The 13,992-nt window shown below is 61.5% G+C and carries 15 protein-coding genes and 3 pseudogenes; 8 read left to right on the top strand and 10 right to left on the bottom strand.

The features are described 5' to 3' along the window. On the bottom strand, positions 1-1,527 hold a 1,527-nt coding region (locus tag ACERNI_RS16425; protein ID WP_448834324.1), incomplete at its 3' end, for a recombinase family protein. Positions 1,528-2,040: 513 nt separating this feature from the next. On the opposite strand from ACERNI_RS16425, the gene ACERNI_RS16420 reads away from it, so the two are divergent. Further along, complete coding sequence (locus tag ACERNI_RS16420; RefSeq protein ID WP_272791008.1) at positions 2,041-2,340, top strand: type II toxin-antitoxin system TacA family antitoxin; 300 nt, start codon at positions 2,041-2,043, stop codon at positions 2,338-2,340. A 4-nt stretch (positions 2,341-2,344) separates the two neighbouring features. Beyond that, a complete protein-coding gene (locus tag ACERNI_RS16415) occupies positions 2,345-2,854 on the top strand; it encodes a GNAT family N-acetyltransferase (RefSeq protein WP_272791007.1) in 510 nt (169 codons plus the stop codon). Positions 2,855-3,139: 285 nt separating this feature from the next. Here the strand turns inward: ACERNI_RS16415 and ACERNI_RS16410 are convergent, their stop codons facing one another. The 3 genes and pseudogenes from ACERNI_RS16410 to ACERNI_RS16400 form a co-directional block, all read right to left on the bottom strand. Then, positions 3,140-4,033, bottom strand: coding sequence for a 3'-5' exonuclease (locus ACERNI_RS16410; protein WP_448834323.1), 894 nt, complete (start codon positions 4,031-4,033; stop codon positions 3,140-3,142). Positions 4,034-4,128: 95 nt separating this feature from the next. Beyond that, positions 4,129-4,773, bottom strand: a pseudogene (locus ACERNI_RS16405) (nucleotidyl transferase AbiEii/AbiGii toxin family protein); the annotation flags it as partial. Then, on the bottom strand, positions 4,766-5,359 hold the full coding sequence (locus tag ACERNI_RS16400) for a DUF6088 family protein (protein ID WP_024898646.1): 594 nt from the start codon (positions 5,357-5,359) through the stop codon (positions 4,766-4,768). The pseudogene ACERNI_RS16405 and the gene ACERNI_RS16400, both read right to left, overlap by 8 nt. 220 nt (positions 5,360-5,579) lie before the next feature. Between ACERNI_RS16400 and ACERNI_RS16395 the strand changes: the two are divergent. The 6 genes and pseudogenes from ACERNI_RS16395 to ACERNI_RS16370 all read left to right on the top strand — a co-directional run. Continuing rightward, positions 5,580-5,825, top strand: a pseudogene (locus ACERNI_RS16395) (ArdC-like ssDNA-binding domain-containing protein); the annotation flags it as partial. Between the two features lie 139 nt (positions 5,826-5,964). Beyond that, a complete protein-coding gene (locus ACERNI_RS16390) occupies positions 5,965-7,401 on the top strand; it encodes a C-terminal helicase domain-containing protein (RefSeq protein WP_448834322.1) in 1,437 nt (478 codons plus the stop codon). 282 nt (positions 7,402-7,683) lie between these two features. Further along, complete coding sequence (locus tag ACERNI_RS16385) at positions 7,684-8,643, top strand: ArdC family protein (protein WP_448834321.1); 960 nt, start codon at positions 7,684-7,686, stop codon at positions 8,641-8,643. Next, positions 8,640-9,035 carry a DUF2958 domain-containing protein gene (locus tag ACERNI_RS16380; protein WP_219436524.1) on the top strand — a complete coding sequence of 132 codons (396 nt, stop codon included), beginning with the start codon at positions 8,640-8,642 and terminating at the stop codon, positions 9,033-9,035. The genes ACERNI_RS16385 and ACERNI_RS16380 overlap by 4 nt, the downstream gene beginning before the upstream one ends. A gap of 133 nt (positions 9,036-9,168) precedes the next feature. Next, positions 9,169-9,564 (top strand): JAB domain-containing protein, encoded by a 396-nt coding sequence (locus ACERNI_RS16375; RefSeq protein ID WP_257898342.1) that lies wholly within the window; start codon positions 9,169-9,171, stop codon positions 9,562-9,564. Further along, positions 9,528-9,758: a helix-turn-helix transcriptional regulator gene (locus ACERNI_RS16370; protein ID WP_219436526.1), complete on the top strand. Its 231-nt coding sequence runs from the start codon at positions 9,528-9,530 to the stop codon at positions 9,756-9,758. Before ACERNI_RS16375 ends, ACERNI_RS16370 begins: the two co-directional genes overlap by 37 nt. Positions 9,759-9,779: 21 nt before the next feature. On the opposite strand, the pseudogene ACERNI_RS16365 reads toward ACERNI_RS16370, so the two are convergent. From ACERNI_RS16365 to ACERNI_RS16340, 6 genes and pseudogenes are all read right to left on the bottom strand, one after another. Next, positions 9,780-10,459, bottom strand: a pseudogene (locus ACERNI_RS16365) (IS5 family transposase); the annotation flags it as partial. After that, complete coding sequence (locus ACERNI_RS16360) at positions 10,422-10,901, bottom strand: peroxiredoxin family protein (RefSeq protein ID WP_257898343.1); 480 nt, start codon at positions 10,899-10,901, stop codon at positions 10,422-10,424. The gene ACERNI_RS16360 and the pseudogene ACERNI_RS16365, both read right to left, overlap by 38 nt. A gap of 31 nt (positions 10,902-10,932) precedes the next feature. Then, positions 10,933-11,739 carry an SDR family NAD(P)-dependent oxidoreductase gene (locus ACERNI_RS16355; protein ID WP_219436528.1) on the bottom strand — a complete coding sequence of 269 codons (807 nt, stop codon included), beginning with the start codon at positions 11,737-11,739 and terminating at the stop codon, positions 10,933-10,935. Continuing rightward, positions 11,736-12,620 (bottom strand): glutathione-dependent disulfide-bond oxidoreductase, encoded by an 885-nt coding sequence (gene yghU, locus ACERNI_RS16350; protein WP_219436529.1) that lies wholly within the window; start codon positions 12,618-12,620, stop codon positions 11,736-11,738. The genes ACERNI_RS16355 and yghU overlap by 4 nt, the downstream gene beginning before the upstream one ends. Positions 12,621-12,650: 30 nt before the next feature. Then, a complete protein-coding gene (locus tag ACERNI_RS16345) occupies positions 12,651-13,355 on the bottom strand; it encodes a glutathione S-transferase family protein (protein ID WP_219436530.1) in 705 nt (234 codons plus the stop codon). Further along, on the bottom strand, positions 13,352-13,992 hold a 641-nt coding region (locus ACERNI_RS16340; protein WP_448834320.1), incomplete at its 5' end, for an EamA family transporter. The genes ACERNI_RS16340 and ACERNI_RS16345, both read right to left, overlap by 4 nt.

The following is a 13,992-nucleotide window of genomic DNA, read 5'->3' as shown; positions in this document are numbered from 1 at the left end:
AAAAGCCCGTGGCAGGTCACCCTCAACAGGCGTCAGCACGATCTGATCCACCAACGAGCGAATTGTGTCGGCTGCCTCTACCCGCTTGCCCTCTTCTTCATCCTGAAGCGACTCGTAGAGCTGCTGGATGCGCCTGCGATATTGCAGCGCCATGCTCGGGTGGAGCAGGGGCGGCGGCTCCTCCGCTTCGGCGAGGAAGTGCTTCAGTTCCGCCTTACGGGCTTCAAGCTGCTTCATGTCTTCCACGATCGCTTCAATCGGCCCGCCGGATTTAATTGCAGTCAGCAGCTTCGTCAGTTCCCGATCAATCTTCGCGATCTCGGCTTCGGCTGAGGCAATACCGGCGCGGCCTTCCATCCGCAGGCGGTTCATCTCTTGCGTGAATACCTCGCAGAAATGGGTAAACAGCTCAGGGTCAACGAGTCGGGTGCGCAGCGCATTCAGCACGCGCGATTCCAACTCGTCGCGGCGGATATTGACCCGGTTGTCGCAGGTGCCTTTGTTGCGAGCTGTCGAGCATCCGATCAGCGTTGCCGAGATCGCGGAGTACCCGCCACCACAGCATGAACATTTGGTTAGGCCCGAGAAGAGGTATTTGGGACGCCGCCGGTGATTGACGGTGCGGACATCTGTGTTGCCGTTATCGTCGCGGGTGAGCTTGTTCTTCTCCTGCCGTGCCTTCACAGCATTCCAGAGATCGTCGTCGAGGATCCGGAGCTCTGGCGTCTCCTGGATGACCCATTCCGATTCCGGGTTGGGGCGCGCCTGCCGCTTTCCGGTGTTCGGGTCCTTTACGAAGCGCTGACGGTTCCAGACGATCTTGCCGACATACATCTCATTATTGAGGATGCCGTTGCCACGCTTCGGGTTGCCGTTGATCGTGCTGAAACCCCAGTCGCCGCCCGAAGGGGCCGGAATGCCGTCCTTGTTCAGTGCAAAAGCGATGGTCTTTGCCGACTTACCGGCGGCGTAGTCGCGGAAGATGCGGAGAACGACGGCGGCCTGGTCTTCGTTGATGGTGCGGTCGCCGCGAATGGGTTCGCCATTGGCGTCCAGCTTCTTGACCACATCGTAGCCATAGGAATTGCCGCCACCCGATTTGCCAGCCTCGACACGGCCGCGCTGGCCGCGGCGGGTCTTGTCAGCAAGATCTTTAAGGAAGAGGGCATTCATCGTGCCCTTCAGACCGACATGCAGATGGCTGACCTCGCCTTCAGACAAGGTGAACATCTTCACATCCGCATAGGACATACGTTTGAAGATGCCGGCGATGTCTTCCTGATCACGCGAGAGGCGATCCATCGCCTCAGAGAGGATCACGTCGAACCGGCCGCTCATGGCGTCGGTCATCAGGGCCTGGATGCCCGGACGGATCAGGGATGCTCCTGAAATCGCGTGGTCCGTATATTCTTCGATGACGTGCCAGCCCTGCTTTTCGGCATGGAGGCGGCACATGCGAAGCTGGTCGGCGATGGAAGCGTCGCGTTGATTGTCAGAAGAATAACGGGCGTAGATCGCGACTTTCAAAACATTGCTCCCATCCGCATCAGGAGGTGCGCTTCCTCCTGTGCCTGGACAACTTCACTTCCTCTGCAAAGCATTCCCGTGCCGCCTGCTTTGCCAGGATGCCGACCAGACGCAGAAGGCGAGGGTCGGGACTGCCGCACGGCGTAAACGTCAACTCCGGCGCGTCCAGCAGCAAAGATTCGAGCAGCGCTTCGCGCTCGGCTACTGTCATCTTTGCTGTGTTTTGTGGGGCTCGCAAGGTCATAACTGACAGCATTCGTCCCATGCCCGGCATTAGCAACGAAATTTGCGGGCGAACATTTGGCGGCGTTCAGTGTGCCAATGCGCGTTATGGCGTGCGGCGGCGTAACATGGCGTGCCATGGCAGAGTAAAATGACCTGTCGGAATCGCTCGATGTCGCCGTCATCTTTTGCCTCGTTGCTGGTCCCTCGGAAGCTGTTGCTTGCAAATGAGGCTTTATCGTATTGTAATTAGAGATACAAGGCGCTATCTTCCGACTAAGGAGACTCGCCATGGGCAACACTGCCGAACGCAAGGAATATCCGATCTCGATGCGTCTGCCCGAAGCGGATGTTGCCATGATCGATCGCGCCGCCAGCCTGCGCGGCCGCTCGCGCACCGATTTCGTGCGAGATGCCGCTGTGCGCGCGGCCGAGGAGGTCGTCATGGAGCAGGGCCTGATCCGGATGAGCCCGGAAGGCTTTGCTCAGTTCATGGATGTGCTGTCGCGCCCGGCCGCTCCTGTTCCGGAGATGGTTGAAGTGCTGAAGCGGCCTGCGCCGTGGGAGCCCGGCCACGCGGCGAAGCGGTAATCCCTTGCTGCTTTCAGGACCCGAGCTGCTTTCCGCCGCCCACGATGTTTCCCAGTTTTCCTGTGGCAAGCCGACGCTCGACCACTGGCTGAAGACCCGCGCGCTCTCCAATCAGCAGAAGGGCTTTACCGCCGTTCTCGTCGTGCATGAGGCAGGGCGTGTGGTGGGATATTACGGCCTTGCACCAACAGCCGTTGTGCCATCGGTGCTACCGCGCTCCATTCGGACGGGGCAGCCGCCTAATCCAATTCCCTGCATGCTGCTTGGCCAGCTCGCGACCGATATCGGCTCGGCCAGGTTGGGCATCGGAACTGGCCTTGTGAAGCACGCCCTCCAACGCTGCGTTCAGGCCGCATCGCTGATCGGTGGGCGGGCATTGATGGTCAACGCCGTCGACGGGGAGGCTGCCGAATTCTGGCAGCGCCGAGGATTTGAGCCTGCCAGAGATGATGGGCTGGTCCTGTTTCGCTCGATCAGCGATATTGCTGCGTCGCTCCGTGAGGCTGGAAGGTGAATGGCCCGATGTTTCGTGGACGTCTTCCTTGCTAAATTTGAGGCAAGGACCTGCGCCGGACATTCAAGACGGTCGCCGGCAAGGCGAGGATCCCGAAGGAAATCCGCTTCCGCCTCCAGAACCACGCGTTGCAGGATGCCAACTGCAAGAACCATGACCGCTAAGCACCACATAGTGGAAAAGCGTGCCAACATGACGAAACGGGACAGGTTCGTCTGCGCCACGCTTGCCAAGAAGTGTCGGCAAGCGCCGGAGGGCATGCAATAGCCCGGCCTTCGACGGTACTCAGATCCGGTCTGAAAACCGATCATAGGCATCGATCCGCCGAACCGGGGGATCGACCTCATACCGATAGATTTCCGTTCTCAAGAACCGTAGTTCGGCCTCGCACTGAGCCTCGGGAACGTCAATGTACCAGGCGCGCGGCTGCGGGCCGGGATCGCCGTTCCAGCGGTACCCCCGCGCTTTAAGGACATCCTTGAGGTCAAAGGGCGCGTTCTCCGCCCAGATTCGCCAAGAAACGGTACGAGCGCCGTCCAGGAGACGGCTGAGACCTGTAGCGCCAGATCGGGGCAGCCACATCGCCAACAACTCGACCGTAGCAAGACAGTCGTGCATCGCGCGGTGGCGGTCGTAGAAGAAGCCGGCGGCCTGAGCGAGATAGGCGAGTTTCGTGCCCTCGAACCCCTCTGCTGCCCAATCGATCTGGCTGAGCGAGCATGCCCACGGCTTCGTCGAGAATACGTCGTTGAATCGTTCGAGGAAGCGGCGGTCGAACGCCGCATTGTGCGCGATGACGAGCGAAGCCGGCGCTGCGAATGAGGCTACCGCTGCGGGATCAACAATCTGGCCGGCCACCATCTCGTTGGTGATGCCCGTGATCGCGGTGATTTCCGGGGCGATAGGCTTGCTCGGCTGACGCAGCCCTTGGAAGCTGTCGCCCACGCTGAAAATGGTGCCATCCAAGCCATAGTTGAATGGTGTCATGGCGAGTTCGATGATCTCGTCGCGCTGATGGTCGAGCCCCGTGGTCTCCACATCGACCACCAGGCCAAGGCGCAGCGGCGTGCCTGGCGGAGGAACGATGCGAGGGCGCGGCTTGAGACGCCGGACGACCCGGTAGTCTCCCGTGGCCTCCAGCGTCTGCGCCAGGGTCTCCAGATTGTCAGAAGATGTCATCGTCTGACGCTTCGTTTACTGCCATCGGCTCCCCTCCAGCGGTATCGGCCGGAGAGAATCGAATGTCGGCGGCTCGACCTTCTTCGTGGAACCACAAATCGACCACCGCGGTATCGTCGCTGCGCGGCCGCGGTGACGCGCGGCCGCGCCGTCGGGAAGAGCAGCCCCTCGATCAGGCCGGTCGCGTCGCAGACGACGTCGCGCAAGTTCGCGGGTTCGCCCGTCGAGCGCGCGCCGAACTCCAGCATGACGCTTGGAGCCACATAGCCGGACCCGGCTGCGGTCGCCTCATAGTCGATGAAGAGCTTCTCATCCTCGACGCGGACGGCCGCCGCCAGACCTTCGGCGGCCAGTGCGGTCTCGATCACAGGCTGCACGGTTTCCGCGACCCATGCCGGTAACCGCCGACGGACCTCGCTGGACCAGCGCTTTTCCTCGCTTCGTGTCTTCGGCAGACCCTCGCCATTGTCCCCAACCAGATCGGGCGCAATCGCCCGAATGTCGTAGGTCAGATCCACGTCCTCCGAAAACCGGCGAATGACCTGATAGGCTTTCGACAGCGACGTGCCGCCCTTGAACACCAGATGCTCGCCGAGCGGTGCCGCGTAGAGGGTCGCCAGCGCCCACACCACCCACACATCCTTTTCGAGAAGATGGGTGGGACGACCCGAACGGTCGGCGACGACGCCCAACGCGTCACGCCGATCCTCGGCCGAAAGCTGGAGAAAGACGTCAGCCATAGGCCGCCTTTCCGACGCTCTGTGCGAGCCATGTCGGAAACTGCGGCGCGGCGGCGACCAGTTCGCCGAACACGCCGGGCGGCATCTTCCGTTTCAATGTCGTGAGCGCGGCCTCCGCCCTTTCGGGGCCGAGCCAGGCCAGCGCCCGCACGGCCTCCCCCGCCGGGCGGTTGGCCAGGGCCAGTTGCCAGCGCGGCGCGTGCCGCAATTCGACGACCTGCTTGCCGAGGTGCATCTTTCGGCTGCGCCCGGAGGTCAGATAGACCGAGCGGACGGGCACCTGCGTCGTCAAGCCAAGCGCGTTGGCTGCGGCGGCGCCGTTCGAGACGATGATCTCCCCTTTTTGGGTCGCGAGGGCCTCGACAGCCTGCTCGACCGAAGGTGCGCGCGTGCCAAACCGACTGGCGATGGGGCGCAGATAGACGCCACGACCGGCGCGGATGAGCTGCCCGCGCTCGGACAGACGCGACAATGCCTGATCCACGGCCGCCCGGTTTCCGAGGTGGAGCAGGCCCTTGGCGGACACGGGCATCCCTTCGGGAAGTCCCGTCGCATGGGCCAGAATCTGTTCGGTCAGCCGTGTCATCGCCGTTCTCCTGTTGGAAATATACGCAAGTTTCTGACAGTTTTCAAGGAAGTCCGGATAGGGGAAAGCCTTCCCCTGCGGCCGAGCCTTAGTCTCTGCCTACCCCGTCTGCGGGGAGACCCCGCAACGCCCCCTTCAGAGTGAGAGTGCGGACAGGTTTTCCGTGACGGGTTGAGGGCTGGAGAAGAGACTTCCGGCGCCCGTCGCGGAGATCATCCCGATGGCCAGACACGATCGCAGCCCCGCGCAAGGTGGCGGACGCAGCAACCTTTACGCCGACATCACCAACAAGATCATCGCCGAGCTGGAGCAAGGCCGGCTACCCTGGGTCCAGCCCTGGGGTGCGTCGCCCGATACCGCCCCGCTGGGCCTGCCGAGAAATGCTTCAACCGGCAGGATCTATTCCGGCATCAATATCCTGATCCTCTGGGGAGCTGTCATCCAGCTCGGCTTCCCCGGTCAGGCGTGATCGATCGCTCTGGATCCCGCCATCGCGTCCCTCATTCGGCACGCCAAGGTCGGCCACAAAGGCATTAGTCTTCTCAGATTGGTCGATGGTGCCGGATGCGATCGCGGCTTTGCTTTCGCATGAGGCGAGTCGCCGAATGGGTATGTCGCCGGATCTTGTCAGCCGGACCAGCAGGCCGATTGGCGTCGATGAGCTTATGCCGATGCTCTACCCGTCGCCGTCGTTGGCAGAGCTTGTTGATCCTCTCGCTTTGGAGCGGCGGTTCGGCCGCGCTGAAAGCTACGAAAATTTGCACGCTCAAGCCTGCATGGTTCTGCGTGAACAGCTTGCGGTGGACGCCATCGCAGAATTCGCTCAAACAAGTGACCGGCTCCTCGCACTTGCGCTGGACAGGACGCTCGAGCGCGAAGTGAAATGGTCGAATGTCGGCGTCGTTGACCATGATGGGCACGACGAACATGGAGCGATGTCTCGGACCATCGCCACACTTCGCGATGCACTCCAAACTGACGAGCATCAGGGCGATGTCGACCCTGACACAGTGATCGAAAAGCTCGCCAGCCTTGCGCTTGGCTCGCCTGCGGTATGTGCGCTGCGTGCACTTTCGCGACTTTGCCCGGAGATCGCCACAGACGACCCCGTATTGATCAGTGCATCAATCGGGATCGCGCTCGGTTTTCGCAGCCTATACAATCAACCCGAAACCCGCGCATTGCTCGCTGAAACCTCGCCTCTCAATTATTGGCGCGATATCATAGAGCACGCCGCGCGAAACGACCTTCCGGCGGTTTTGGACGAATACCTTCAGCTCGTCCTGGAAAGCGAGCGCGCCGAAAAATTAGCCCCGCAGGATCGCGCGAAGATCATTGCATCAAACGTGATTGCTGTGGTCGCCTTGCGCCCTGCCCAGATCACGTTGGACCACTGGTCGACAAAAGCGGGTCGTCTGTATGATCAGACATTCGAAGTGCGCGCCCGTTTCGCCATGCGTTTTGCAACAAAAGCCGAGGAAGAAAAGGGTGTACGCCGAACATCCGTGGTCCAGGCAGCTTTCAAGTCGCCGTTTCGGCCATTTGTTCTCGCTTCCACGTCGATTGGACAGGAAGGATTGGATTTTCATCCCTACTGCTCTCGGATTGTGCATTGGAACCTCCCGAGGAACCCTGTTGATATCGAGCAGCGTGAAGGACGGGTCCATCGTTACAAAAACCATGCTGTTCGGCGCAATGTCGTCGCTGCTTTTTCGGCCACTCCTCTCGCTGCGCAGAGCAGGCAATCACCATGGGTCTCCATGTTTGAGGCAGCGCAAGCTGATGAGGTTTCAAAGGGCCGCTCGGGAGACATCATTCCGTTCTGGGTCTACCCAGGTAATCACAAGATTGAGCGGGTCGTCCTCATTCCTCCCTTCAGCCGCGAGAAGGAACGCTACAAGGATCTCATCACATCTCTGGCCACTTACCGGCTGGCCTTTGGCCAACCGCGCCAAGATGAATTGATTAGCCTCTTCTCGGGTATGGACGACGACTTTATCCAAGAATTATCGGAGCTTCAGATATCGCTTAGGCCAAACTGACACAGCACGCAGAGAGGGGCACCTCCAGCGCAGCACGAGATCGATCAGTCATCTTCGCGCCTGGCTTGAAACCAGAGGGGCATAAAGCATCCGCCCGTGAGCGCACCGAGACTGGCAAAGACTTGAGGGGAAAGCCTTCCCCTGCGGACGAGCCATAGTCTCGGCCGACCCCTTCTGCGGGGGCGCCCCGCAACGCCCCGAGAGTGAGAGTGCAGACGGGTTTTCCGTGACGGGTTGAGGGTTGGAGGAGTGGCCTCCGGCGCCCGTCGCGGAGACATTCCGATGGCCAGACAGGACAGCGCGCGCGCAGGCGGCGCCCGCAGCAATCTCTACGACGACATCACCAACAAGATCATCGGCGAGCTGGAGGACGGGCGGCTGCCCTGGGTCCAGCCCTGGGGGACGGCGGCGGCGAAAGCACCGCTGGCCATGCCGAGGAACACCGCGACGGCGCGGCAGTATTCCGGGATCAACGTCCTGATCCTCTGGGGCGCCGTGGTCCAATACGGCTATCCGACCCAACATTGGCTCACCTTCCGCCAGGCCCTGTCGCTCGGCGGCAATGTCCGCAAGGGCGAGCGCGGCACCACCGTGGTCTATGCCGACCGTTTCACCCCCGAGGACGAGAAACGCCGCGCCAGGGAAACAGGCGAAGAAGCAGGCAGCATTCACTTCCTGAAGCGCTTTACCGTGTTCAACGCGGCGCAATGCGAGGGTTTGCCCGAGGACATTGCCGTTGAAGCGCCACCACCGCCGCCCGGCATGATCGAGCCGAGAGTCGAGGCACTGATCGGCGCAACCGGCATCGACGTCCGCATCGGCGGCGATCGTGCCTTCTATGTCCCGTCGCTCGACTGCGTCCAGGTGCCGCCGCCGGCTGCCTATTTCGAGCCGATCAATTGGCACAGGACGGCCCTGCACGAGATGGGTCACGCGACAGGCCATGCTTCGCGGTTGGGGCGGGATTTCTCGGGCAGCTTCGGAACCAGGAAATACGCCTTCGAAGAACTGGTGGCCGAGATGAACGCGGCTTTCTGTTGCGCCTCGCTCGGCATTGTGCCGACCGCGCGCCATGCCGATTATATCGGTTCCTGGCTCGAAGTGCTGCGCGAGGACAATCGCGCCATCGTCCGAGCCGCTTCCCAGGCCAGCAAGGCAGCCGATTGGCTGCTCGCACATCTGCCCGACGAGGAGCATGCCGAACCGCGCGATAATCTCATCGAGCGGAGGGCTGCGGCATGATCCTCCTGACACGCACACAGCGCGCGCAGCTCCTCGCCAATGGCCGGCAGAGCGATGTGGATCACGTCCCCGTCGTCAAATTCTACAATCCCTTTGGCGCGGGCGTCTGGCTCGCGAGCGAGTTGGATGAGGACGGCGACATCATGTTTGGCCTCGCCGACATCGGCTATCCTGAACTCGGCAGCTGGTGCTTCGGTGAACTGGAGGCGATCCGGCTCCCCTTCGGCATGGGGATCGAACGGGACGTGCTCTTCACCGGCATATTCCCGATCTCGGTCTGGGCTGAAGCGGCGCGCATGGCTGGCAGCATTCGCGCAGCCGAGCAAATCCTGTCCGCTCGCTTCCGTGCACGGACCTTGAATCCCGCCGATACAGAACGCCGGAAAGCCTGAGATCCGGCTGTCTGGCTTTGCGCTTTTGCGCCGCTCGATCGCAAGGTAGAGGGCGGCGTCTCTCGTCGTGACGTGGTGAAAGTTCCGGCGCCGGGCCGGCTGCCCGTCGGGAACCACGGCCATGACGCGACACATGAGGAAACTCGCCATCAATCCGCAGCCGTGCCAGTTTTCAGCGCAGGAGCAGGCCGTTGTCTATGAGGCGCGCCAGATCCTGCTGCGCCATCTCAACCAGAATCCGGTTCTATCCACATGGCAGGCGGTTCTGGACTATTGCGCGCTGGCCATCCGGGGTGATGTCGAGCGCTTCCATGTCCTCTATCTCGACCGGAAGAACCGGCTCATCTCGGACGAATGTCTTGCCATAGGCGCGGTTGATCATGCCCCGGTCTATCCCCGGGAAGTGCTGCGGCGGGGCCTGGCACTCAACGCCAGTGCGCTGATCATCGTCCACAATGACCGACGGCAGGTTTTCTTGAAGAAGGAGGGCATATGTCACAGACCACATTCCTCACACCAGAAGAAGTAGCCGAACGCTATCGTGGCAGCGTTTCCGTTGGCACACTTCGGAATTGGCGTGCGATGAAAATCGGGCCGTCGTTCGTAAAGATCGGCAAAGCGGTTCTCTACCGGGTCGATGAGCTTGAGGCGTGGGACGACAAGAATCGTGTGCAGTGCCGCGCCCCAAGGCGAATTGAACAAAGCGCTATGGATCGTGCTTGATCGCTTAGAGTCCATCCGGGATCAATTCGTGTTTTTGCATAGCTTTCGGAGCATGAGGCGAACGGTGGCCCAGCGCAGGAAGGTGAGGCCGGTGCGGTTGAGGTACTCCCAGTCCTTTGCCAATCGGCGGCAACGGTTGAGCCAGGCGATGGTGCGCTCGACGATCCATCGTCGAGGCAGGATGACGAACCTGTGCACGTCCGAGCGTTTGACGACCTCGACGTTGATCTGGGCACAGGCGGCGGCGAGGCCGTCGCGGAATTTTGGTCCCTGCTAACCGCTGTCGGCGTAGAGCTTGAGCAGAAACGGATAGAGGCCGAACAGCGCGCCCATCAGCAACACACCGCCGTCGCGATCCTGCACGTCGGCGGCGTGCACGATGGCCTGCATCAACAGGCCCTGTGTGTCGACCAGGACGTGCAACTTCTTACCTTTGATCTTCTTGCCGGCGTCGTAGCCTGGCGGATCGACCGAGCGCCCCCTTTTTCGGCGCCCTTGACGCTCTGGCTGTCAATGATCGCCGCCGTGGGACTGGCCTCCCGGCCCGCTGCCTCACGACACGCAACATAGAGCGCGTGATGGATGCGCTCGAGCGCCCCGTCCCAGCCCCATCGTCGGAAGTAATCGTTGACCGTGCTCCACGGCGACAGATCAACCGTTTTTTTAGTTGCCTGCCAGGGACTTGAAGTGACGTACAAAATTCAGAACATCGGCGGGCATAAGGCGACCGATCGCGCGGGTCGAGTAGACAGCTGTCACGATCCGGCCCTCTGGATCGATGACGAACCCGGTCGCTTGGAGGGCTAGCGGATTCTCATTGACGAAGGCGCCGGTGGCTGCGGAAACTGCTCGTGCATCCGCGCTGTAGCCGACCGGAAACCCTAGCTTGTGCTTGTCGACGAGCGCCTCCGATTTTTCCCGATCGTCCGTCGATACTGAGACGACCCTGATCCCGTCCTCGGCGAACTTGTCCGCCGCTCGCGCAAATTCGGAGAGCTGGGCGTTGCAGTATGGACACCAGGAACCACGGTGGAACAGGATAACACCGAACCCGCCCGCCAGATCTCCGGGCAAGTGGATTTCGCCGCCGCCAGCGCGACCAAAGATGAATGAGGGAAAGACGTCGCCATTCTGCAGCATCATAATTGCACTCCTTGTTAAATTTTTTTGGCGCTCAAAGCGCCGAGTGGTCCTTCACCGCTTCTTCCAACGCCCGCTTCAACCCGAGAAAGCGTTCGTCGACTGCGGCCGGGTTTTCGCGGTTGAGCGCGATCATCTGCGCACGTGTCTCGCCGCCGCGGATTACTTCGAACGCCCGGGCTTCGATGCCGGCAACGATCGCATCGGCGACGGCGGAAGCCGGCTCGCGCGAAAAGCCTAGATCGGGTCCGGCGCGGTTCGATTTCATCATGGGCGTATCGGTGCCACCCGGATAGACGGTCATCACGTGGATGCCCTCACCCTTCAGTTCGCGCCGCAACGCCTCGCCGAAGTTGGCAAGCCCGGCTTTCACCGCGGCATAGGTCGCATAGAACGGTGCACCGACGAGCGCTATCCCGGAGGAGATGTTGACAATCACGGCATCGCCGCCTTCCCGCAGGACTGGCAGCGCCGCCCGGGTCAACATGATCGGCGCTACGAGATCGACATCGATCATCGCCTGCAGTTCGGCTTCGGGCGTGTTCTCAAGGCGTCCAGCCCGAACCCCACCCGCATTGTTGACGAGGATGTCCAGGCCGCCGAGCTTTTGCAACGCTCCTTCCAACGTTGTAGCGCGGCCTTCCGGCGTGGCGATGTCGGCGACGACGCCGTGAACCTCACGGTCATCTGCCTTCAGCTCGGTGACCGCGTCCGCGACCATATTGGCGCGGCGGCCGGTTACGGCTACCCTCGCGCCCTTGGCTAGAAGCGCGTGAGCGAGGGCCAGTCCGATGCCGCTCGATCCGCCAGTGATCAGAATGCGTTTGCCAGCAATGTTCACGAGCGTGCTCCTTCAAGCTTATCCTGTGTCCTGTTCTCGAAGTCGGACGCGTTGTGGCGTTCGTGGAGTTGGCTCGACGGCTCGCCCGAAGTCCGGTTGACCTTGCGGCCGCGCGTCACCGCCGGGCGGACAAAGATCTGTTCGGCCCAGCGATTCACGTGCGTGTATTCATGCGTGGAGAGAAACTGCGCCGCGTCGCCATACTGCCAGCCCTTCACCAGCCCGCCATACCAGGGCCAGATCGCGATGTCGGCGATGGTATATTCCGAACCGGCAACATATTCGTTGTCGGCAAGGCGCCGGTCGAGAACATCGAGCTGGCGTTTCACCTCCATCGCGTACCGGTCAATGGCGTATTTGATCTTCTCCGGCGCATAGGCATAGAAATGGCCGAAGCCGCCGCCGAGGAACGGGGCCGAGCCCATCTGCCAGAACAGCCAGGATAGCGTTTCGGCGCGCATCGGCTGTTCCGTCGGCAGGAAGGCGCTGCCGAATTTTTCCGCCAGGTGCATCAGAATCGCGCCGGATTCGAAGATGCGGATCGGCGTCGGGCCGGAGCGGTCCATCAGCGCAGGGATCTTGGAGTTCGGATTGACCTCGACGAATCCGGAGCCGAACTGGTCGCCGTCGCCGATCTTGATCAGCCAGGCGTCATATTCGGCGCCCTTGTGACCGGCCTCGAGCAGTTCCTCGAACATGATAGTGACTTTCTGGCCGTTCGGCGTGCCCAGCGAATAGAGCTGGAAGGGATGCTTGCCGATGGGCAGCTCCTTATCATGGGTGGAACCGGAAATCGGGCGATTGATACTGGCGAACTGACCACCATTGCCCTTCTCCCAGGTCCAGACTTTCGGCGGCGTGTACTCTGCGGTATTCGTCATGGTCGCTCCTGTGACGTCTCAATGGCCAGCTTAGGCCGCCGGAGGATAATTCGACGGGAACAGCGCGCGCTTTGTCTCCTCGTCGTTCACTTTCTTGAAGGCGTGGTCCTTGCCGACTTCTCGCGCTCTGGAGGCGGCAGGCCGTGCATCGACAGCCTTGAACAGTCGCTTGAGGTTGGGAAAGGCCGCCAGCGGGTCTTCCGCCCCTTTGCGTACACGGGAGGCGCGATCGAGCCAGCCCCAGGCGGACATGTCGGCGATCGTGTAGCTGTCGCCTATGATCCAGTCCCTCCCCTCAAGATGATTGTTCAGAACCTGATAGTGGCGCTCGGCCTCGCGGCGATAGCGATTGGTCGCGTATTCCTGGCCCTCCGGTGCGGAGAACTGGAAATGCACGGCCTGTCCCGAAAAAGGTCCAAGGCCCGTGCCGAGGAAAAGCAGCCAGGACAGCAGTTCAGGCCGATCCTCCGACCTGCCGAGAAACTTGCCGGTTTTCTCGGCAAGGTAGATCAGGATCGCAGTGGAATCGAAAACTCGAGATTCCTTGCCTCCCGGACCGTCCGTGTCAACAATGGCTGGCACCTTGCCATTTGGATTGATCGCGCGGAACGCCGGAGCGTGCTGTTCACCCCTGCTGGTGTCAACGGGCACGGTTTCGTATGGAACCCCTGCCTCCTCAAGGAACAGGGCTATCTTGGCCGGGTTCGGCGTGGGATGGAAGTAGAAGCGGATCATGATCTCTCCTGCGGTTGAATTGACAGTGTTGCAGACGATGGTCGGCTGGCCGCCAGCAGGACGCCCACAACGACGACTGCTATTGCAATGCCTTCGACGAACGACGGCGTTTCGCCTAGGGCCGGGATGGCAAGCAGCGATGCGACAGCGGGAACGAGAGCGATCATGGCCGTCGCCGCCGAGGCGCCCAACAGCGAAACCGCTCTATTGAAGGTGACGAGCGCGACCGCACCCATCAACACACCCTGGTAAAATAACTGGAGCGCTATCTCGCTTGTGGATGCCTGCCCGAGATGGCTGAGGCCGAACAGGATATAGGCTGGCAAGAAGACAATCGCCGACCAGATGCAGATGAGCGCCGCCGCCTGGATCGACGACAGGCCGCTACGGCGAAACAGCAACGTATAGACCGCCCACATGCCGCCTGCCGCGGCCAGCGCCGCAACGCCGGCTGGACTGGGCGGGGCCTGCGTCGTGACGGCTCCGGTGAGGCAAACCAGTCCGGCGAGGATCGCGGCATATCCAGTCCACCGGATCCACCCCTGTTGTTCCTTCAGGAAGACGTAGGAGAGGATCCCTGCGACGAGAGGCATCGTCGTTGGAGCAATGGAGGCGGCCTGAGCCGCCGAAGTCAGTT

It is taken from the genome of Camelimonas sp. ID_303_24 (assembly GCF_053543495.1).
The sequence above is the reverse complement of the archived record's forward strand: the minus strand, read 5'-3'. Positions and strand labels throughout refer to the sequence as shown.